Annotated in this window: 21 protein-coding genes; 2 read left to right on the top strand and 19 right to left on the bottom strand. The window is 31.8% G+C overall.

Translation table 11 applies throughout. The features are described from left to right. The first annotated feature begins 1 nt into the window (after position 1). Positions 2-796, top strand: coding sequence for a LytTR family DNA-binding domain-containing protein (locus tag INR78_RS12370; RefSeq protein WP_223076759.1), 795 nt, complete (start codon positions 2-4; stop codon positions 794-796). Positions 797-886: 90 nt separating this feature from the next. Beyond that, positions 887-1840 carry a DUF5694 domain-containing protein gene (locus INR78_RS12375; protein WP_223076760.1) on the top strand — a complete coding sequence of 318 codons (954 nt, stop codon included), beginning with the start codon at positions 887-889 and terminating at the stop codon, positions 1838-1840. 19 nt (positions 1841-1859) lie between these two features. Here the strand turns inward: INR78_RS12375 and hisIE are convergent, their stop codons facing one another. From hisIE to INR78_RS12470, 19 genes are all read right to left on the bottom strand, one after another. Next, positions 1860-2471: a bifunctional phosphoribosyl-AMP cyclohydrolase/phosphoribosyl-ATP diphosphatase HisIE gene (gene hisIE, locus INR78_RS12380; RefSeq protein ID WP_223076761.1), complete on the bottom strand. Its 612-nt coding sequence runs from the start codon at positions 2469-2471 to the stop codon at positions 1860-1862. 47 nt (positions 2472-2518) lie between these two features. After that, on the bottom strand, positions 2519-3274 hold the full coding sequence (gene hisF, locus INR78_RS12385; RefSeq protein ID WP_223076762.1) for an imidazole glycerol phosphate synthase subunit HisF: 756 nt from the start codon (positions 3272-3274) through the stop codon (positions 2519-2521). A gap of 91 nt (positions 3275-3365) precedes the next feature. Continuing rightward, positions 3366-4100 carry a 1-(5-phosphoribosyl)-5-[(5-phosphoribosylamino)methylideneamino]imidazole-4-carboxamide isomerase gene (gene hisA, locus INR78_RS12390; protein WP_223076763.1) on the bottom strand — a complete coding sequence of 245 codons (735 nt, stop codon included), beginning with the start codon at positions 4098-4100 and terminating at the stop codon, positions 3366-3368. Between the two features lie 76 nt (positions 4101-4176). Further along, a complete protein-coding gene (hisH, locus tag INR78_RS12395; RefSeq protein ID WP_223076764.1) occupies positions 4177-4758 on the bottom strand; it encodes an imidazole glycerol phosphate synthase subunit HisH in 582 nt (193 codons plus the stop codon). A 67-nt stretch (positions 4759-4825) separates the two neighbouring features. Then, positions 4826-5959 carry a bifunctional histidinol-phosphatase/imidazoleglycerol-phosphate dehydratase HisB gene (hisB, locus tag INR78_RS12400; protein ID WP_223076765.1) on the bottom strand — a complete coding sequence of 378 codons (1134 nt, stop codon included), beginning with the start codon at positions 5957-5959 and terminating at the stop codon, positions 4826-4828. A 108-nt stretch (positions 5960-6067) separates the two neighbouring features. Beyond that, the gene (gene hisC / locus INR78_RS12405) at positions 6068-7117 is read right to left on the bottom strand and encodes a histidinol-phosphate transaminase (protein ID WP_223076766.1); all 1050 of its coding nucleotides are present in this window, start codon (positions 7115-7117) and stop codon (positions 6068-6070) included. 64 nt (positions 7118-7181) lie between these two features. After that, positions 7182-8468, bottom strand: a complete 1287-nt coding sequence (hisD, locus tag INR78_RS12410) for a histidinol dehydrogenase (RefSeq protein WP_223076767.1) — start codon at positions 8466-8468, stop codon at positions 7182-7184. 78 nt (positions 8469-8546) lie between these two features. Next, entirely contained in the window at positions 8547-9404 is an 858-nt protein-coding gene (gene hisG, locus INR78_RS12415) for an ATP phosphoribosyltransferase (RefSeq protein WP_223076768.1), read from the bottom strand. A 250-nt stretch (positions 9405-9654) separates the two neighbouring features. Beyond that, entirely contained in the window at positions 9655-10470 is an 816-nt protein-coding gene (locus INR78_RS12420) for a prohibitin family protein (protein WP_223076769.1), read from the bottom strand. Between the two features lie 13 nt (positions 10471-10483). Then, positions 10484-12517, bottom strand: a complete 2034-nt coding sequence (locus tag INR78_RS12425; protein WP_223076770.1) for a VWA domain-containing protein — start codon at positions 12515-12517, stop codon at positions 10484-10486. Between the two features lie 68 nt (positions 12518-12585). Beyond that, positions 12586-13332, bottom strand: coding sequence for a 3-oxoacyl-[acyl-carrier-protein] reductase (gene fabG, locus INR78_RS12430; protein ID WP_027878974.1), 747 nt, complete (start codon positions 13330-13332; stop codon positions 12586-12588). A 117-nt stretch (positions 13333-13449) separates the two neighbouring features. Further along, complete coding sequence (gene sucD, locus INR78_RS12435) at positions 13450-14322, bottom strand: succinate--CoA ligase subunit alpha (protein ID WP_106677801.1); 873 nt, start codon at positions 14320-14322, stop codon at positions 13450-13452. A gap of 83 nt (positions 14323-14405) precedes the next feature. Further along, positions 14406-14810: a nuclear transport factor 2 family protein gene (locus INR78_RS12440; RefSeq protein WP_223076771.1), complete on the bottom strand. Its 405-nt coding sequence runs from the start codon at positions 14808-14810 to the stop codon at positions 14406-14408. After that, positions 14810-15745, bottom strand: a complete 936-nt coding sequence (locus INR78_RS12445; RefSeq protein WP_223076772.1) for a UDP-3-O-(3-hydroxymyristoyl)glucosamine N-acyltransferase — start codon at positions 15743-15745, stop codon at positions 14810-14812. Before INR78_RS12445 ends, INR78_RS12440 begins: the two co-directional genes overlap by 1 nt. 23 nt (positions 15746-15768) lie before the next feature. After that, positions 15769-16335, bottom strand: coding sequence for an elongation factor P (gene efp / locus INR78_RS12450; RefSeq protein WP_223076773.1), 567 nt, complete (start codon positions 16333-16335; stop codon positions 15769-15771). A 22-nt stretch (positions 16336-16357) separates the two neighbouring features. Then, the gene (gene lpxA, locus INR78_RS12455) at positions 16358-17143 is read right to left on the bottom strand and encodes an acyl-ACP--UDP-N-acetylglucosamine O-acyltransferase (protein WP_027878969.1); all 786 of its coding nucleotides are present in this window, start codon (positions 17141-17143) and stop codon (positions 16358-16360) included. Positions 17144-17146: 3 nt separating this feature from the next. Further along, complete coding sequence (locus INR78_RS12460) at positions 17147-18559, bottom strand: bifunctional UDP-3-O-[3-hydroxymyristoyl] N-acetylglucosamine deacetylase/3-hydroxyacyl-ACP dehydratase (protein ID WP_223076774.1); 1413 nt, start codon at positions 18557-18559, stop codon at positions 17147-17149. Next, on the bottom strand, positions 18546-19574 hold the full coding sequence (gene lpxD / locus INR78_RS12465) for a UDP-3-O-(3-hydroxymyristoyl)glucosamine N-acyltransferase (protein WP_223076775.1): 1029 nt from the start codon (positions 19572-19574) through the stop codon (positions 18546-18548). The genes INR78_RS12460 and lpxD overlap by 14 nt, the downstream gene beginning before the upstream one ends. 25 nt (positions 19575-19599) lie before the next feature. Next, the gene (locus INR78_RS12470; RefSeq protein ID WP_223076776.1) at positions 19600-20829 is read right to left on the bottom strand and encodes an HD domain-containing protein; all 1230 of its coding nucleotides are present in this window, start codon (positions 20827-20829) and stop codon (positions 19600-19602) included. Positions 20830-20847 lie beyond the last annotated feature (18 nt).

A 20847-nucleotide genomic window follows, 5' to 3' on the forward strand; every position in this document is an offset into this window, starting at 1 on the left:
GATGAAATATCCATTTGATCCTAAAATAAAAAATCATTTACTTATTGGTTTATTATTGGCTATTTGGATTTTTGTCTTTCTTTATTTTACAGAACCTTTAGACGTAGACGAGTTTGGCGATACAGAAAAATTAATATACTTGCCTGGATATGGTATAATTGGCGGTATTTCTTACCTTTTATTTTTGCCTTTACAATACAAAATATTGTCTTATAAGATAAAAAAATGGACTATTGCTAAAGAAATTGTTTTTCTGCTTACCTATACCATTATAACTCTAACGTTTGTTAGATTGTACTACTTATATGTAATTATGGACGGCATTCCAAACCCTTACACTTTGGGTTACATGCTTAAAGCTATTTTACTACCTGCAGCTGGTACTATTATACCTATAATCATAATCGCTAGATTTGCTTTTGGTAAATATTTTGAAAAACAAGTTGAAGATCAAAAAATAGAAATTAAAGGTGAAGGTAATTTTGAAGGTATAAGATTGCATTTAAATGACCTGATTAGCATACAATCTTCAGATAATTATATTGAAGTATTATATCTATCAGGAAATGAATTAAAGAAAACCTTAATAAGAAATAAACTTTCGGTTATTGATGAAACTTTTGACGAATTGATTAGAACACATCGTTCATATCTTATTAATCCATATCATTTTCAGCAATGGAAAACCGAAAAAGGAAAGCATTTTTTAATTTTAAATCATAGTATCGAAATTCCTATTTCAAAAACATATTTAAGTAGCATAAAACAACGGTTTAATTCTACCACAACAGCATAACATTTCGCCCCAAACCCAATAAAACAAAGGGTTTTATCAAGATTAGATTTTAATTTAGCAGTATCGAAGTTTAATCAAAATTTAATAAAGATGAAATCTATTGTAATGCTAATTTTAATCGTTTGCCTATCTATTTTCAATCTAAATGCACAACAACAAGTACAAAAAGAAATTGTCTTAGTCGGCACAATGCATAAGGTTCCAAAAATTGTAAAGTATAGTTATAAACCTATGCTAAGACGTGCCAAAAAATATAATCCGACAGCAATATATGTAGAGAGTCCTAAAGGAAATGACAGTTTAAGTTGGGCATATTTAAAAAATGGATGGTCTAAAAGTTATAAGCAATTCTACCATTTGTCAGATTCTATTAAAAACGTTTTTACACCAGATAGTACTAAAGTTTTATCACTTTTAGAAAAAGACTTTTCAGCCATGACTAAACAAGATTTACAATATTTACAAAAAACATTTGCTTACCATAGAGACGACGCTAATTTTGGATTTTACAGTTATATTTTAAAGCACGGCGTAAAAGGAAGTAAAAAACCAACCCGTTATGAAGATGGTGATCTTACTTATAAATTAGCCATACATCAAAATATTAAACTATTAAATGCTATGGATGATCAACAAACAAACGATAAATATCATGAAGGTTGGTCTAAATGTTATAAAGAGGGAAAAAATAATGGGAATAACGCCATAATGAAAAAACTAAATAAAAAGGACTATAACTCGGCAATTTTACCTGCAATATTTAGAGGTTTGGGTAAACACACTAATAAGAGAAAATCTTTAAAAACAAGCCATCAATTAGCTGCATTTACTTACACAAAAAATATGACCGATGGTTGTAAACAAGGCGAAAAATACTGGAACGAAAGAAATATGCGTATGGCAAAAAACATCAGTGATAGCGTAAAAGTCTCAGATAAAACACGAAATATTGTTATTGTTGGTGCTGCTCATATAATAGGGTTAGAAAAGGAATTAAAAGAAAATTATCCGCAGTTTAAAATAACGCTTGTAAACGAATTATAAAGCAAAAAACGCTAGATGCCTATCTAGCGTTTTTTTTATCTCTTTGTTTTAGCACATTTATAACATCTTCTAATTTAAAGCTCTTAGCCTGCAACAACATTAAATAGTGAAATAACAAATCGGCACTTTCATTTAAAAATAAATCGTCGTTATTGTCCTTAGCCTCAATTACAACTTCTACAGCTTCTTCACCAACTTTTTGAGCCACTTTATTAATTCCTTTTGCAAATAATGATGCTACATAAGATTTTTCTGTGTTACCAGCTTCTACTCTACTTTTTATGATGTTTTCTAATTGGGTTAAAAATCCGTAAGATTCTGTATTAGCTTCATTCCAACATGTATCGCTTCCTTTATGACAAGTTGGTCCTTTTGGATTTACTGTAATTAATAATGTATCGTTATCACAATCTAATTTAATATCTACTAGGTTTAAAACGTTACCGCTTTCTTCACCTTTGGTCCAAAGTCGGTTTTTGGTACGGCTAAAAAAGGTCACTAACTTCGTATCTTGAGTCTTTTTAAACGCTTCTTCGTTCATATAACCCAACATTAACACATTTTTGGTTGTTGCATCTTGAATGATTGCAGGGACTAATCCGTCGTTGTTTTTATTGAAATTTATGTTCATTATATTTTTACGCTTTATGAGATCCTGAATCAAGTTCAGGATAAAATTTATAATCTAACAGAAATACCTTTCTGCTTTAATTCTTCTTTTAAATTTTTTATTTCAATTTCACCAAAATGAAATACACTTGCAGCCAAAGCTGCATCTGCTTTTCCTTCTTTAAATGTATCTGTAAAATGCTGAATAGTTCCTGCGCCACCAGAAGCAATTATCGGGATATTTACAGTTTCTGACAGTTTAGCTAAAGCTTCGTTTGCAAATCCGTTTTTTGTTCCGTCGTTATTCATTGAAGTAAATAAGATTTCGCCTGCGCCTCTTGTTTCAACTTCTTTTGCCCAATCAAATAAATCTAATTCGGTTGGAATACTTCCGCCTGCTAAATGTACTTTCCATTGTCCATTAACTTGTTTGGCATCTATAGCAACCACAACACATTGACTACCAAATTTATTTGATAATTCGTTTACCAATTCTGGGCGTTTTACAGCAGATGAATTGACAGATATTTTATCTGCACCAGATTTTAAAAGTATATCTACATCTTCTACAGATGAAATTCCGCCACCAACAGTAAATGGAATATTGACTTGTTCGGCGACTTTCAGTACCATTTCAATCATTGTTTTTCTACCTTCTAAAGTTGCAGAAATATCTAAAAACACCAATTCGTCTGCACCTTTTACCGCATACTGTTTTGCCAATTCTACAGGATCTCCTGCGTCTCTTAAATTAACAAAATTAACGCCTTTAACGGTTCGACCGTTTTTAATATCTAGACAAGGTATGATTCGTTTTGTTAGCATAAATTCTATTCGTCATTGCGAACATAGTGAAGCAATCTTTTACAAAGAATGAGATTGCCACGCTTACACTCGCAATGACATTAATTTTTTATTATAAAAAGCGTTCTAATTCTTTCAAACTTATTCTGTTTTCGTAAATGGCTTTTCCGATTATGACTCCATCGCAACCTATGTCTGCTAAAACTTCAATATCTTCAATAGTTGTTACTCCGCCAGAAGCAATTAGTTTTACAGATTGATCTGCGCTACCATTGGTACATTCGTTGATTATTTTTTTATACAAATCTACTGATGGTCCTTGAAGCATTCCGTCTTTTGAAATATCTGTACATACCACATATTGAATACCGTTTTTTTGATAGTCTTGTATGAACGGTACAACCTCTAAACTACTTTCTTCTAACCAACCAGAAATAGCGATTGTCTCGTTTTTACAATCGGCACCAAGAATGATTTTTTGGGTTCCGTATTTATTAATCCATCGTAAAAAAGTGTCGGTGTTTTTTACTGCTATACTACCACCTGTAATTTGTTTAGCACCAGAATTAAATGCTATAAATACATCGTCGTCGGATTTAAGTCCACCACCAAAATCGATTTTTAAATTGGTTTTTGTCGCAACCTGTTCTAACACTTTATAATTGACTACGTGATCTGCTTTAGCGCCTTCTAAATCTACCATATGCAAGTATTCTATGCCTGCATCTTCAAATTGCTTGGCAACTTCTAGCGGATTTTCATTGTACATTTTTGTTGTGCTATAATCACCTTTAGTTAATCTTACGCACTTTCCTTCTATTATATCTATTGCTGGTATTATTCTCATAATCATTTCCTGCGTAGGCAGGAATCTTTTTAGTTAATATATAGGCTTCGACTGCGCTCAGCCTGACATTTTTATTTTATAAATTGATGAAATTTCTCAAAATTTGTTCACCTGCTAAGGATGATTTTTCTGGATGAAATTGCACACCGTAAAAATTATCTTTTTGTAATGCTGAAGCGTATTCAACATCATAAGTTGTTGTTGCGATTGCGTCTTTGCATTGTTCTGCATAAAAACTATGCACCAAATACATAAATTCATTCTCTTTGATATCTTTAAACAAATCTGATTGAAGATTACTTATCGTATTCCAACCCATTTGTGGCACTTTTACTGCGTTTGAAAAGCGTTTTACAGCTACATCAAAAATGCCTAAACCTTTTGTATTTCCTTCTTCTGTAGAGTTACACATTAATTGCATACCTAAACAAATCCCTAAAACAGGCTGTTTTAACTGCGGAATCAACGAGTCCAAACCTGATTCTTTTAGCTTTTGCATTGCACTACTCGCCTCGCCTACACCAGGAAAAATCACTTTGTCTGCAGCTTTAATTTCTTCAGGATTATTGGTTAACAACGCTTCAAGACCTAAACGTTTAAAAGCAAATTGAATGCTTTTTATGTTTCCTGCACCGTAATTTATGATTACTATTTTCATTTTTAAGCTTTTGGCTTTTGGCCTTTAGTTTTTAGCTAACAGCTAAACGCTAAAGACTAGAAGCTAATTACAACATTCCTTTTGTACTTGGTAAAATCATTTTTTCAACATCGCGTTTTACAGCCATTTTTATGGCTTTTGCAAATGCTTTAAAAATAGCTTCTATTTTATGGTGTTCGTTTGTACCTTCTGCTTTGATGTTTAGGTTACATTTTGCACCATCTGTGAAGGATTTAAAGAAGTGAAAAAACATTTCGGTTGGCATTTTACCAATCATTTCACGTTTAAAGTCAGCTTCCCAAACCAACCAATTTCTACCACCAAAATCTATTGCAGCTTGTGCAAAACAATCGTCCATAGGTAAGCTAAAACCGTATCGTTCTATACCTAATTTGTTACCTAAAGTTGTAGCAAACACTTCACCTAAAGCAATTGCTGTATCTTCAATCGTGTGATGCTCGTCTACTTCTAAATCACCATCAACTTTAATGTTTAAATCTAATTGTCCGTGACGTGCAATTTGGTCCAACATATGGTCAAAAAAAGCAATACCAGTATCGATATTACTTTGTCCTGTTCCGTCAAGGTTTAAATCGATTTTAATCTTGGTTTCGTTAGTGTTTCGTTCGATTCTTCCTGTACGTTCTTTGGCTTTTAAGAATTTATAGATTTCTTCCCAATCGTTACTTTCTAAAGCAATAAATTCATCTAAAGTTTCGCGTTTTACCGTAATTTCATCAGTTCCTAAATTGGTATTGTCGTTAATAAAAATACCCTTCGAACCCAGATTTTTAGCTAATTCAACATCGGTTAATCGGTCACCAATAACAAACGAATTTTCTAAATCGTAATCTTCGCTAAAATATTTGGTCAACAAACCTGTATTTGGCTTTCTAGTTGGTGCGTTATCTTTAGCAAATGTTTTGTCAATAAACTGTTCTTCAAAAATAACACCTTCGTTTTCAAAGGATTGAATCACGAAATTGTGAACTGGCCAAAACGTGTTTTCTGGATACACATCTGTTCCCAATCCATCTTGATTGGTAATCATTACTATTTCAAAATCTAATTCTTTAGCGATTTTACTTAAATACGTGAAGACTTTTGGATAAAATACCAACTTCTCAAAGTTATCGATTTGCTCGTCTGCTGATTCTTTAATCAATGTGCCGTCTCGGTCTATGAATAATACTTTTTTCATTTTTTTCTATGTTTTCGTCAGTTCGAGTGATTTTCTTTTGAAAATCGTATCGAGAACTTTAGCATCTCGATACAATTTCTCATTCTTCGAAATCACTCGATGTGACGTTTATATATTTTTTAATACTGCAATCAATTTCTCATTTTCTTCACTTGTACCAACCGTAAAACGCAAACAGTTTTCACAAAGTGGCTGATTGGTTCGGTTGCGAACAACGATGCCTTTTTCAACTAACTGATTGTATCGTTTTGTCGCTTTATCTACCTTTACTAACACAAAATTAGCTTGTGTTGGATATATAGTATCAATCCAAGTAATCGACCCTAATGCTTTAATTAACAAGCTTCTTTCTGAAATTATATTCTGAATTTCGTTTTGAACCTCTTGTTGCTTTTCTAAACGTTGGATTGCCTTTTGCTGAGTTAAATGATTGACGTTATATGGTGGTTTTATTTTATTTAAAATTGAAATAATTTCGGTTGAAGCGAAGCAAATTCCTAGTCTAATTCCTGCCATTCCGTAAGCTTTAGATAGCGTTTGTGTGACTATTAAATTTGGAAAATCTGATAATCTCGATATCCAACTTTCGTCTTCTGAAAAATCGATATATGCTTCATCAATGACTACAATTCCATTGAAATCAGTTAATAATTTTTGAATTTTTGAAACTTCAAAACTATTCGCTGTTGGGTTGTTTGGCGAACATAAAAATAACAGTTTTGTATTGTCGTTTTGAGTGTTAAGAATATCGTCAACTTTAGGTTGAAAATCAGTATCCAATTCAACCCTTAAAATGTCTACAGCATTTGTACTTGCTAATACGTCGTACATACCGTAAGTTGGTGGTAATGTGATAATATTATCTTTGTTTGGCTCGCAAAAGGCTCTAAAAATTAAGTCTAACATTTCATCACTTCCGTTACCTAACAGGATATTCTCGGTTGGAATATTTTTTATGCTTGACAACATCGATTTTACATCCTTTTGTTGCGGATCTGGATAACGATTTACACCATTTTCAAACGGATTTTCATTAGCATCTAAGAAAATCATTTGGTTTGATGTTGCGTCTTTAAACTCATCTCTCGCCGAAGAATACGGTTTTAAGGCAGCTATGTTTGGTCTGACTAAGTTATTTATGTTGAAATTTCGTTTCATATTATAATCTTTAGATTCTTCGCTTTCATTTCGACTGCGCTCAATGTGACAGCTCTGAATGACATTAATTCGTTAAGTCTTTTAATCTAATCGAAACTGCGTTTTTGTGCGCTTGTAAACCTTCAGCTTCAGCCATTAGTTCTATGGTGTTTCCTATGTTTTTTAAACCTTCTTTTGTGATGTTTTGAAACGTAATCGCTTTTGTGAAACTGTCTAAATTTACGCCTGAATACGCTTTGCTAAATCCATTGGTTGGCAAGGTGTGATTGGTGCCAGACGCATAATCGCCAGCGCTTTCAGGTGTGTAATTACCAATAAATACAGAACCTGCATTTTGAATGCCATCAACATAAAAATCGTTGTTTTTAGTCGCTACAATAAAGTGTTCTGGACCGTAATCATTAATTAAATCTAATGCTTCTTCATCAGTTTTCACTAAAATAGATTTTGAATTATTGATAGCTTGTTGTGCAATGTTTTGTCTTGGTAATGCTTTGATTTGCATATTAATTTCAGCTTCAACTTCATTAATAAAATTCTCAGACGTTGATACCAAAATGACTTGACTATCAGTTCCGTGTTCTGCTTGACTTAATAAATCTGAAGCCACATAACTTGCATTTGCACTATCGTCTGCCACAACCAACAATTCACTTGGTCCTGCAGGCATATCGATAGCAACACCATATTTAGTTGCTAATTGCTTTGCGACGGTTACAAATTGGTTTCCTGGACCAAAGATTTTATAAACTTGAGGAATTGTTTCTGTTCCAAACGTTAATCCTGCAATCGCTTGAATACCACCAACTTTTATAATTTTAGTTACACCACAAAGTTGAGCTGCGTATAAAATTTCGTTAGCAATTTTACCGTCTTTATTTGGTGGCGAACATAACACAACTTCTTTACAACCAGCGATATTTGCAGGAATTGCCAACATTAAAACCGTTGAAAATAATGGCGCTGTACCAGCAGGAATATAAATCCCAACTTTTTGTATGGCACGTTTTTCTTGCCAACAAGTAATTCCAACAGACGTTTCTACGCTTACCTTTTCTGTTTTTTGTGCTTTGTGAAAGACTTCAATATTTGACTTCGCTTGGTTAATTGCAGCTTTTAATTCTGTAGATAATTTTGAAGATGCTTCTTTGATCTCTTGTGTAGTCACGAGATTAGATTGTAAGTCTGCTCCATCAAATAACTTTGTATATTTTGAAACTGCAGCATCACCGTTGCGTTGTATGTCTTCAAAAATTTGATTTACCGTACTTTCTATATCGTTAATAGTTTGTGTTGGTCGTTTTAAAAGTTCTGACCACGTGTTTTTATTTGGGTATTTTATTGTTTTCATTTCTTCTCGTTAATTAGGCTTCGACTGCGCTCAGCCAGACATTAAATTTAAATATTAGATTCCTGATTGCTCAGGAATTTAGAGCACCATATTTTCTATTGGACAAACTAATATACCTTCTGCTCCATTGGCTTTTAATTCGTCTATAATTTCCCAGAAATCGTTTTTATCAATTACGGAATGTAATGAACTCCAACCTTCTTCAGCTAGCGGTAAAACCGTTGGACTTTTCATTCCTGGTAAAATATTTATAATGTCGTCAACCTTGTTATTTGGTGCATTTAGTAACACGTAGCGTGAGTTTCTTGCTTTTAAAACTGATTGCAATCTAAACTGTAACTTGTTTAAAACCGCTTGATTTTCAGTTGAAATTTGAGGTGAAACTGCTAAAACAGCTTCCGATTTTAAAATAACTTCAACTTCTTTAAGGTTGTTTTTAAACAAAGTGCTTCCGCTAGAAACAATATCTACAATAGCATCTGCTAATCCAATGTTTGGCGCAATTTCTACAGAACCGTTAATGATGTGTAAATTGGCGTTAACGTTGTTGTCTTTTAAGAATTGGTTGACTGTGTTTGGATACGACGTCGCGATACGTTTTCCTTCTAAATCTTTAATAGAATTATAGCTTTTTCCTTTTGGAATCGCGACAGACACTTTACAGCTAGAAAATCCTAATTTCTCTGCAATAGTGATGTCTTGTCCTTTTTCTACCAAAACATTTTCGCCAATAATAGCAACGTCTACAACACCATCTTTTAAATATTGAGGAATGTCTCCGTTACGTAAATAAAAGACTTCTAATGGGAAATTTTTAGCTGATGCCTTGAGTTGATCTTTACCATTATCGATGGAAATACCAACATCTTTAAGGATTTTCATAGAATCCTCATTTAATCGTCCTGATTTTTGAATTGCAATTTTTAGTTTACTCATTTTTCTTTTTAGTTAAAAGTGTTTGAGTAAATCTTGGTGAAGTTTTGATAATAAAAAAACCGCTTGATTTACTCAAACGGTTTTAAAAATATCTTGGTTTTATTCAATACATTTTCAGCTCGCTTGAGTGCAAGTATGAAAATGATGATGATGTAATTGAATAAAAGTCATGTCTTGTATTGTTCTGTACAAAGATTGTAAATTAATAATTAAAATTCCAAATTTTGAAATGTTAAAATTAATTTAATCATTATTGATTACCTAAAATAATAGGCATTCCGCTATCTCCTGAACCAATGATAACTACCTTGCTATTAGGTGATTCCGCTAATTTATTAGTTGCTTCAATACCTTTATCTTGTAGAATTTTATCAGTTAAGGATGCACTTAAGATTCGGTTTGCATCAGCTTTACCTTGCGCCTCAATACGTTGTTTTTGAGCTTCTTTTTCAGCAGTAACCAATCTAAATTCATACTCTAAAGATTCTTGTTCTTGTCTAAGTTTTCTTTCTATAGCTTCTTTAATTGTAGGTGGTAACGTAACATCTCTAATCAAAACATTATTAAGTTGAATGTATTGACTTTCTACAATTTTTCTAGTTTCTTCAAAAATTTCTTCTTGAATAGCATCTCTCTTAGTAGAATATAATTGTTCTGGAGTATAACGACCTACTACACTTCTTGCAGCACTTCTTATAGCAGGTTGTAAAACTCTGCTTAAATAATTTTCTCCTTTCTCATTATGCAATTTCCCTAAGTTTTTAACATCTGGTTCGTATAGCACCGATGCATCTAATTTTATATCTAATCCATTAGATGATAATACAGACATTTTTTCTGGAATTTCTTGCTGGCGTGTTTCGTAATCTATAACTCTATTCCATGGAGCAATTATATGAAAACCTGGACCTAAAGGTGCTTTATTAGAGTCTACTCCATCTCCTAAAGTTTCATATAAAACTGCAGCATGACCGGCATCTATGGTGACAGCAGATTTAGCTATGATAATTATAAATATAACTCCCGCAATTATAAAAGGGAATGCAATTTTTGGTAATCTTTCCATTGTAATTTTTATTTTAAATTAATCCTTTATATTTCCTGATAAACCATTCTAAAGCTAAGCATAATGCTATAAAAAATAGTAGATAATACCAGTCTATCAAAGGTACAACTCTTTTATTGGTTTTAAGAATTGGCTGATAACGATTATCTGATAATAAACTATCTGCCAAAGTAGAAGTGTTATCAATAAAATAAGCTTGACCTTTACTATTAGTAGCAACTTGTTGTAACTTTGTTACATTAGCGTTTAAAAATTGTTGTTCTACATTAAATGGTATAATTTTAAAATTACCTGACGATGATAATTTATCTGTAGTAGAACTAACTGTAAAACTGTAATCTCCAGCGTCTAAACCATTTAAATTAACTTGATAACTGTTGTTTTTTAGTATTAATGGTCTTGATATTTTTTGATTAGTGTCCTTTTTATTAAGTGAAATATTTAAGTTTTCAGTTGCATCAAATTCGTAGTTTTTATTGAAATATTGTGCGCTGATAACAATTTTATCACTACCGTTATAAAATGAATTATAATCGACTATCAACCTATTTTTACGTTGTTTTGAAGCTAAATACTGCACCATTTTACCAATAAAAGCATCAAACGCTTCAAACGACTGATCGTTTAAATAGTTTTGAGAGCGCCATTTCCAAAGGTTTTCTCCAAAAAGTACAGCTTCTCTTCTTCCGTTAATTTCAAAAGTTGCTAAAAGAGGCTCGTTTGTTGGAATACCAGAAACGGTTTTATTTAAAATAGATTGGTAGGGCACAGAAAAATTTGGTGTGCCAAAATTGGATTTTAATGGAGGAAAGCTTTCAAAATCGATATCATCTACAATAAAATTGTTATAATTTTGATTAAGGTTAGCTTGATAATCTTCAGTTTGAGATGTGATTTCTAAGTTATAATTTTTGGATACCGAATTTAAGAATCTCCAATCTGTTTTTACTCCAGAAATCACCCATTTATTTTTATTTTGATCTTCTAAAGCTTCAAATAATTGTTTAAATGAATTGTTTGGTTGATATATTATAATTAACTGAAAATCATTGGGTTGATTTAAAATTTCATTTGGTTTTAAAAATGAAACTTCGCGCTGTTCATTACTTTCAATACTTTTTTTAATAGCACCTAAATCTGGGTGCAAAACAGTGCTAACAACTGCAACTTTTGTCTTTTGATCGATAACTTCTACAGCAAAATTTTTATAATTATTAATCTTATTTTTTTCAGTTGAAATTGGAACTATTTGAGCTTGATAACTTTTAACACCAACAGAAGATGCTGGTAAAGTAGTATTAATTATTTGTGATGATTTGTCTTTTGAAAATGTAATTGTCTTTGAATATACCGCTTTACCATTTTGTGTAATAGTAAAGTTTTTGGTTACTGTTTCATTTCCGTTATAAACAATAATAGCTTCAACTGGAAATCTATTTTTTAAATACGCATATTTATTAACGTTTAACTGACTAATTTTTAAATCGGAATACGTAATAGTATCACCAAGTATGATTGGATAAATCGGTTGTTTATAGTTATTAGCAGAGAATTGATAATCGCTACCAATAGTTTGATTTCCATCAGAAATTAATAGCGTTGGCGCTGTTGAGTTTTTATAAATCTCGGATAAATCTCTAAATACTTTATTTAGGTTAGTTTGTTGGTCTTTAAAATTTAAACTATCTGATGTGTTTAATTGATTTCCAAAAGTAAAATATTCAACATTAAACTTATCATTAATCTTTTGATTTTCTTTTAGTTGACTTATAAATTCAAGTTCTTTTTCATTTTGTTTTAAATGAGAAATAGATGCTGAATTATCAGCTACAATAACTAAATTAGGTTTTTCTGTATATGTAGAATTTTGCTCAAATTTAGGATTAATTAAAAGCAAAAACACAGAAAAAAAGGCGAAAAACCTTAAAAAAACAAAAAGCGCATTGTCTTTTAATGCGCTTTTTGTTTTGTATTTATACTGGAAAAGCGCTAAAAGTAGCGCTATAATTCCTGCTAATATGATTAATAATATATCTTGTGTAGACATCTTTTAATATATGAAGTACTATTTTGTTATAGATAAATAGTATTTCAAAAAAAACCTAGGATAAAAATTTACGTTAACATTCCGCCATCAACGTTAATCGTTTGTCCTGTTACGTAAGCAGACATATCACTAGCTAAAAATACACAAGCATTTGCAATATCTTCTGGCGTACCACCACGTTTTAATGGTATAGCATCACGCCAACCTTGCACAGTTTTTTCGTCTAATTTTCCTGTCATTTCAGTTTCGATAAAACCAGGAGCAATTACGTTACTTCTAATGTTTCTAGAACCTAACTCTAAAGCTACAGATTTAGAAAAACCAATAATACCAGCTTTACTTGCTGCATAGTTAGTTTGTCCTGCATTACCTTTAACACCAACAACAGAACTCATATTGATAATAGATCCTTTACGTTGTTTAAGCATAGTGCGTTGTACAGCTTTTGTCATGTTAAATACAGATTTAAGATTTACTTCGATTACTTTATCAAAATCTTCTTCGCCCATACGCATTAACAAGTTATCTTTAGTAATACCGGCATTATTTACTAACACATCAATGCTACCAAATTCAGCTAACACATCTTCTGCTAATTTTTGAGCTTCTTCAAAACTAGCAGCGTTACTTTGATATCCTTTAGCTTTAACACCTAAAGCGTTTAGCTCTTCTTCTAATTCATTTGCTGCTTCAACAGAAGAGCTATATGTAAATGCTATATTTGCTCCGTTTTGAGCAAAGACTTGTGCTATTCCTTTTCCTATTCCTCTTGAAGCACCTGTAATAATAGCTGTTTTATTTTCTAAAAGTTTCATTTATAATTCTGTTTTCAATTAGTATTTCAAATATAGTTATTTAGAATGTTATTGATAAGAAAAAGCCTCATAATTGTCATAAAATTATGAGGCTTAAAATAGTTTATGTTATTGGGCTTATCCCATTACTTCAGCTACTTTTTTACCTATTTCTGCTGGAGAATCTACCACGTGGATTCCGCAATCTCTCATAATAGCTTTTTTAGCTTGAGCTGTATCATCAGATCCACCAACAATTGCTCCTGCGTGTCCCATTGTACGACCAGCTGGCGCAGTTTCACCTGCTATAAATCCGACAATTGGTTTTTTACTTCCTGAAGCTTTGTACCAATTAGCTGCGTCTGCTTCTAATTGCCCACCAATTTCACCAATCATAACAACACACTCGGTTTCAGGATCATTAATTAATAATTCTACAGCTTCTTTAGTTGTAGTACCGATAATTGGATCACCACCAATACCAATTGCAGTAGTAATACCTAAACCTTGTTTTACAACTTGGTCTGCTGCTTCGTAAGTTAATGTTCCTGATTTAGAAACAATACCTACTTTTCCTTGTTTGAAAACAAAACCTGGCATGATACCAACTTTTGCTTCACCTGGTGTAATTACACCTGGACAGTTAGGACCGACTAAACGACAGTCTTTACCTTTAATATAATCTGCAGCTTTAATCATGTCTGCTACAGGAATTCCTTCTGTAATACAAATAATTACTTTAATACCAGCGTCTGCCGATTCCATAATAGCATCTGCTGCAAATGCTGGTGGAACAAATATTATTGAAGTGTCTGCTCCTACTTTTTCTACAGCTTCTGATACTGTGTTAAATACAGGTCTATCTAAGTGAGATTGACCACCTTTACCTGGTGTTACACCACCAACAACGTTAGTACCGTATTCTATCATTTGACCAGCGTGGAAAGTACCTTCGCTACCTGTAAAACCTTGAACTATTATTTTTGAATCTTTGTTTACTAAAACGCTCATGTTTTGTATTATTAAGAATTTTTAAATGTTTTTATATTTCGTGTAACAAAAATAAGTTTTTGATTGCTATTACTAAAGTATTTTTAAACTTTAATTTCAGAAAATGAGTTTAAATTTTGAGAATTTTCGTCTGCTAGCTGACTTATTTCATGTCCTCTATAAAGTTGTCCATTTTTAACTTCCCAAATTGAAATAAAATGCGCTAAAGGTTCTTCGTCTTCAGGTTTTTCAATTGAAGTTACATAAATGGTATATCTTGCAGTTACTGTATTATTATCCTCTAACAAATGACTAAGCTTGTAATTAAACGAATGAAATGCTTTTTTTAAGGTTTCTATTCGCTCTTTAATCATTTTATAATCAGAACACATGTAGCCTTTACTACTATTCCAATGTAATAAGCAATCCTTATGAATAAACTTTATAGCTTCGTTATCTTTAGCTAAGTCTAAACTATAAAATGATTTTACAACCTCTTTTGCTGTCATTACTTTTCTTTTAGTTGTTTTAAAATTTCAGGAATTTTTTTGACATACGCTAAATCTTTCAGTTTCTCTCTAGATTCTTCTATTGGCGTACCAAAATACGATTTTCCGCCTGCAATAGATTTTGTTACTCCTGTTTGACCTAATACATTGGCTTTTTTACCAATAGTTATACCACTAGTTGTACCAACTTGTCCCCAAAGCGTGACTTCATCTTCAATAATACAACAACCTGCTATGCCTGTTTGAGAAGCTATTAAGCATTTTTTACCAATTACAGTATCATGACCAACTTGAATTTGGTTATCTAGTTTAGATCCTTCACCAATAGTTGTATCTCCAGTAACACCACGATCGATGCTACACATAGCACCAATATCTACATTATCTTTAATGATAACGCGTCCACCAGATTTTAATTGATCAAAACCCTCTGGTCTATTTTTATAGTAAAAAGCACTTGCTCCTAATACACAGCCTGCATGAATAGTCACATTATTACCAATAATTGTATCATCGTAAATACTTACATTAGAATGAATGACACAATTATCACCAATAGTCACGTTATTTCCTATAAAACAATTTGGTTGAATTATGGTGTTTTTTCCAATTTTAGCAGTATCTGAAATTGCAGAACTTGAAGGTGTAAATGGTTTAAAATGATTAGTTAGCTTATTGAAATCTCTAAAAGGATCATCACTAATTAATAAAGCTTTTCCTTCTGGACAATCTACTTCTTTATTAATAAGTATTATTGTTGCTGCGCTATTTAAAGCTTTGTCGTAATATTTTGGATGATCTACAAATACGATATCTCCAGGTTCTACAACATGAATTTCATTCATGCCTAAAACTTCAAAGTTTTCATCGCCAACAAACTTGCAACTAATTAGTTGCGATATTTGCTGAAGTGTATGAGGTTTTGGGAATTTCATTTTAAAAAAACAAAAGAGTTAAATTATTCTTTAACTCTTTCTTTATAAGTTCCTTTTTCTGTTTCAACCTTAATTTTATCACCTTCATTAATAAATAAAGGCACATTAACAGTTGCACCAGTTTCAACAGTTGCAGGTTTTGTAGCATTTGTTGCTGTATTACCTTTAACTCCAGGTTCTGTAGCTGTTACTTCTAAAATTACTGTAGCAGGCATATCTACAGAAAGTGGCATATTATCTTCAGAGTTTATCTGAATAGTTACCACTTCTCCTTCTTTTAATAAATCTGGTCTATCTAAAGCAGCTTCTAATAATCTAATTTGAGTATAATCTGCTTCATTCATAAAATGATAAAACTCACCATCATTATATAAATACTGAAATTTATGAGTCTCTACACGAACATCTTCTAATTTATGTCCTGCTGAAAAGGTATTATCTATTACTTTACCGTTAGTTACACTTTTTAATTTTGTTCTAACAAAAGCAGGACCTTTTCCTGGTTTTACATGTAAAAACTCAATGATTTTATATATATCATTGTTATATCTAATACATAAACCGTTTCTAATATCTGATGTTGTTGCCATTATTTACTTTTAATTTGAATTTTTAATTTGATGTAAAATATCCTTTCATAATTCCACGATGAGAATTTTTGATAAATTGAAGGATTTCGTCTCGTTCTGGAGTTGCTTCCATTTCAGCTTCAATTATTGCAGCTGCTTGAGAGTTATTATAATTTTTTTGATAAAGAATTCTGAAAATATCTTGAATTTCTCTAATTTTTTCGGTTGTAAATCCACGTCGTCTTAAACCAACAGAATTTATACCTACGTAAGATAAAGGTTCTCTTGCTGCTTTAACAAAAGGCGGAACATCTTTACGTACTAAAGATCCACCTGTTACAAAAGCATGATTACCAATTGAACAGAATTGGTGTACTGCCGTCATACCTGCTAAAACAACATAATCACCAATGGTTATATGTCCTGCTAAGGTGCTATTATTAGAGAATATACAGTTGTTACCAACAGTACAGTCGTGTGCTATGTGGCAATACGCCATAATTAAACAATTATCACCAACAACAGTTTTCATTTTATCTGTTGTACCTCTATTTATGGTTACACATTCTCTAATAGTTACATTATCACCTATAATAGTTAATGTATCTTCGTCGTTATATTTTAAATCTTGAGGTACTGCAGAAATAACTGCACCAGGAAAAATGTTACAATTTTTTCCTATTCTAGCACCTTCCATGATGGTTACGTTACTACCTATCCATGTGCCTTCTCCAATTGTAACATTATTATGGATAGTAGCAAATGGTTCTATAACTACATTTTTTGCAATTTTCGCTCCAGGATGAACGTATGCTAATGGTTGATTCATTTTTTAGTCGTTTTTAACTTTAGTTATTTGAGCCATTAATTCGGCTTCTGCACATAATTTACCGTTTGCATAAGCGTAACCTTGCATATGACAAATACCACGACGTATTGGTGTGATTAATTCGCATTTGAAGATTAAAGTATCACCTGGCATTACTTTTTGTTTGAATTTAACGTTATCCATTTTCATGAAAAATGTTAAATAATTTTCAGGATCTGGCACGGTACTTAATACTAAAATACCACCGGTTTGCGCCATAGCTTCTACTATTAAAACACCAGGCATTACTGGTGCACCAGGAAAGTGACCTCTAAAAAAGTCTTCATTCATGGTTACATTTTTTGCTCCTATTACATATTGATCTGTAAGTTCAAAAACTTTATCTAATAATAAGAATGGCTGTCTATGTGGTAACATATCCATAATTTGATTAACATCCATTAAAGGTGTTTGATTTAAATCAACTTTTGGAACATTGTTACGTCTTTCGTTTTTAATTAATTTAGACATTTTTTTTGCAAATTGTGTATTTACAAAATGTCCTGGTTTATTAGCTATAACTTTCCCTTTTATATGTGTTCCTATTAAAGCTAAATCTCCTATAACATCTAACAATTTATGTCTGGCTGCTTCATTTGGATGATGTAAGGTTAAGTTATCTAAAATACCATTTGGTTTAACTGCTATAGTATCTTTGTTAAATGCTATTTTAAGTTTTTCTATAGTGTTAGGTGATATTTCTTTATCTACATAAACAATTGCATTGTTTAGATCGCCACCTTTAATTAAACCGTGTTCTAATAAAGATTCTAATTCGTGTAAAAAACTAAAAGTCCTTGAACAAGAAATATGATCTTTAAAATCTGCCATTTTATCTAAAGTAGCATTTTGAGTTCCTAAAACTTTAGTTCCAAAATCTACCATTGTTGTAACCTTGTAATCTGAAGCTGGCATAACTAAAATTTCGCTACCAGTTTCTTCATCTGTATAAGAAATAACGTCTGTAACTTCAAATACTTCTCTTGTTGCTTCTTGTTCTACAATACCAGCTTTTTCTATAGCTTCTACAAAAAACTTAGACGAACCGTCCATTATTGGTGGTTCAGAATTATCTAATTCTAATAAAGCATTATCAATACCCATTCCTACTAATGCCGCTAAAACATGCTCACATGTCTGTATTGTTACCCCATTTTTTTCTAAGCAAGTACCGCGCTGTGTATTAGTAACATAGTTAGCGTCTGCTTCAATTACTGGAGCGCCTTCTAAGTCTATACGTTTAAAAGCAAAACCAGCATTTTCTGGCGCTGGCTTAAAGGTTAATGTTACATCTTTACCTGTGTGTAAACCAACACCTGTAAGAGATATTTCACTTTTAATGGTTTTTTGTTTGACGTCTGTATTAATTATTGCCATTATTGTTTTTTTCTAAGTCGTTTACAGTTTTAACTATTTTTGGTAAGTTTTTAAAATATACATAAGATTTATTAAAATCACCGTAAGATAGTGCTGGTGAACCTTGTAATACTTCATTGTCTTTTACATTTCTGCCTATACCAGATTGTGCTTGTATTTTCACATTATTACCAATAGTAATATGTCCTACAATACCTACTTGACCACCAATTTGGCAATTTTCGCCAATTTTAGTAGAACCAGCAACACCTGTTTGGGCTGCTATTACAGTGTTTTTACCTATTTCAACGTTATGAGCTATTTGTATTTGGTTATCTAACTTTACGCCTCTTCTTATGATTGTAGATCCTAAAGTAGCTCTATCTATTGTTGTTGCTGCTCCTATGTCTACAAAATCTTCTAAAATAACGTTACCTATTTGCGGTACTTTAGAATATTCTCCGTTTTCATCAGGCGCAAAACCAAAACCATCTGCGCCAATTATGGCTCCAGAATTAATCACACAGTTTTTACCTATTATCGATTCTGAATATACTTTTGCTCCAGAAAAAACAACCGTATCGTCTCCTATAGTTACATTGTCTCCTATGTAACTACTAGGAAAAATTTTTACGTTATTACCTAAGGTAACATTATTACCTATATAAGTAAATGCACCTATGTAAATATTATCTCCTTGCTTTACATTATCTGAAATATAAGAAGGTTGCTCTATTCCTGATTTATTAAGCTTTACTTGATTGTAGTATTCTAATAATTTAGAAAATGCTTTATAAGCGTCTTCTACCTTTATTAGTGTACAATTAAGGTCTTGTTCTGGTATAAATGTATTGTTTACAATAGCAATTGATGCTTTTGTAGAATATATATAATGTGTGTATTTAGGGTTTGCTAAAAAGGTTAATGCACCTTCTTCCCCTTCTTCTATTTTTGATAATTTAGAAACTTCTACTTGAGGATTTCCCTCTACGACACCTTCTAAAATACCAGCTATTTGTTCTGCTGTAAATTTCATTATTGGCAAAAATAGAAAAAATGAATTAAAGTTTCTGCTTTGGATAACATATATAATGTTTTGTTACCTTTTTTGATAGCGCTTTTAAATTTAATTGGTCAGAAGCTTTGACTACATCATCAACTTTTCCAGACTTATAAAGAATCTTTATATTCTGCTTACTTCTTGTATATGCCTGATTACTTATTTCCCCTTTAAACACAAAATACTTCGCTTCATCCTCTGTAATATTATATTTATCCATTAAAGACTTTAAGTGAGTAAATAAGATGTCTTCTTTTATTGGTTTTTTCTTTATTTTAACTTTAAGTAGTTGTCTATCAATTATCATTTCACACAGATTACTCAACACAAAATCTTCATGATGCTGCCAAGATTTCATTGCAGAAATGATATCATAATCATCTAATTTTGCAAAAGTATCTAAGCAATTATCATCAAATTCGTTTAATGTTATTTCATTTTTTAAGAAAAACTGTAATGGTTTACTAGCTTCTAATTTTACGCCTTGCCTACTTAGTTCTTTTGCTCTTTTTAAAACTCTTATTACAAGCTGTTCTGCTACTAAACTTGTTTTATGTAAATAGACTTGCCAATACATAAGACGCCTTGCTACTAAAAATTTTTCTACACTATAAATACCTTTATGTTCAATAACCAGCTCATCATCTTTTACATTAAGCATTGTTATTATACGTTCGCTATTTATATTTCCTTCAGAAACACCTGTGTAAAAACTATCTCGTTTTAAATAGTCTGCACGGTCCATATCTATTTGACTAGAAATTAGCTGAAGCATAAACTTACGGTGATAATCGCCTTTAAAAATCTTTATTGCTAGTGTTAAATCGCCGTTAAATTCTTCGTTTAACTTTTGCATAAAAAGCACAGAGATTTCTTCATGAGACACTCCATTTACTATACTATGTTCCATTGCATGAGAAAATGGACCATGACCAATATCATGTAACAAAATAGCTATGTAAAGCGCTTCCTCTTCTTCTTTAGAGATTTTAACACCTTTAAAGCGAAGCACTTGCACAGCTTTTTGCATTAAATGCATACAGCCAATAGCATGATGAAATCTTGTATGGTGCGCACCAGGATATACCAAATATGACAAACCCATTTGCGAAATACGTCGCAACCTTTGAAAATATTTATGCTCTATTAAATCAAAAATTGTCGAGTTTGGTATAGTAATAAATCCGTAAATTGGATCGTTTAATATTTTAAGTTTGTTTATTTTTCTCAAACTAAATCTTTACATTAT

Origin of the sequence: Mesoflavibacter sp. SCSIO 43206 (assembly GCF_019904215.1) — a bacterium.
Lineage (GTDB): Bacteria > Bacteroidota > Bacteroidia > Flavobacteriales > Flavobacteriaceae > Mesoflavibacter > Mesoflavibacter zeaxanthinifaciens.

Bases quoted from the DNA above. Each gene is read 5' to 3' on its own strand.
- INR78_RS12425 (WP_223076770.1), bottom strand. From the start codon at position 12,517: ATGTCTACACAAGATATATTATTAATCATATTAGCAGGAATTATAGCG.
- hisB (WP_223076765.1), bottom strand. From the start codon at position 5,959: ATGAAAAAAGTATTATTCATAGACCGAGACGGCACATTGATTAAAGAA.
- INR78_RS12440 (WP_223076771.1), bottom strand. From the start codon at position 14,810: ATGACAGCAAAAGAGGTTGTAAAATCATTTTATAGTTTAGACTTAGCT.
- hisIE (WP_223076761.1), bottom strand. From the start codon at position 2,471: ATGAACATAAATTTCAATAAAAACAACGACGGATTAGTCCCTGCAATC.
- sucD (WP_106677801.1), bottom strand. From the start codon at position 14,322: ATGAGCGTTTTAGTAAACAAAGATTCAAAAATAATAGTTCAAGGTTTT.
- hisG (WP_223076768.1), bottom strand. From the start codon at position 9,404: ATGAGTAAACTAAAAATTGCAATTCAAAAATCAGGACGATTAAATGAG.
- INR78_RS12375 (WP_223076760.1), top strand. From the start codon at position 887: ATGAAATCTATTGTAATGCTAATTTTAATCGTTTGCCTATCTATTTTC.
- fabG (WP_027878974.1), bottom strand. From the start codon at position 13,332: ATGAAACTTTTAGAAAATAAAACAGCTATTATTACAGGTGCTTCAAGA.
- INR78_RS12420 (WP_223076769.1), bottom strand. From the start codon at position 10,470: ATGGAAAGATTACCAAAAATTGCATTCCCTTTTATAATTGCGGGAGTT.
- hisH (WP_223076764.1), bottom strand. From the start codon at position 4,758: ATGAAAATAGTAATCATAAATTACGGTGCAGGAAACATAAAAAGCATT.
- hisF (WP_223076762.1), bottom strand. From the start codon at position 3,274: ATGCTAACAAAACGAATCATACCTTGTCTAGATATTAAAAACGGTCGA.
- efp (WP_223076773.1), bottom strand. From the start codon at position 16,335: ATGGCAACAACATCAGATATTAGAAACGGTTTATGTATTAGATATAAC.
- hisA (WP_223076763.1), bottom strand. From the start codon at position 4,100: ATGAGAATAATACCAGCAATAGATATAATAGAAGGAAAGTGCGTAAGA.
- hisD (WP_223076767.1), bottom strand. From the start codon at position 8,468: ATGAAAACAATAAAATACCCAAATAAAAACACGTGGTCAGAACTTTTA.
- INR78_RS12370 (WP_223076759.1), top strand. From the start codon at position 2: ATGAAATATCCATTTGATCCTAAAATAAAAAATCATTTACTTATTGGT.
- lpxD (WP_223076775.1), bottom strand. From the start codon at position 19,574: ATGAAATTTACAGCAGAACAAATAGCTGGTATTTTAGAAGGTGTCGTA.
- INR78_RS12445 (WP_223076772.1), bottom strand. From the start codon at position 15,745: ATGAAATTCCCAAAACCTCATACACTTCAGCAAATATCGCAACTAATT.
- hisC (WP_223076766.1), bottom strand. From the start codon at position 7,117: ATGAAACGAAATTTCAACATAAATAACTTAGTCAGACCAAACATAGCT.
- lpxA (WP_027878969.1), bottom strand. From the start codon at position 17,143: ATGAATCAACCATTAGCATACGTTCATCCTGGAGCGAAAATTGCAAAA.
- INR78_RS12460 (WP_223076774.1), bottom strand. From the start codon at position 18,559: ATGGCAATAATTAATACAGACGTCAAACAAAAAACCATTAAAAGTGAA.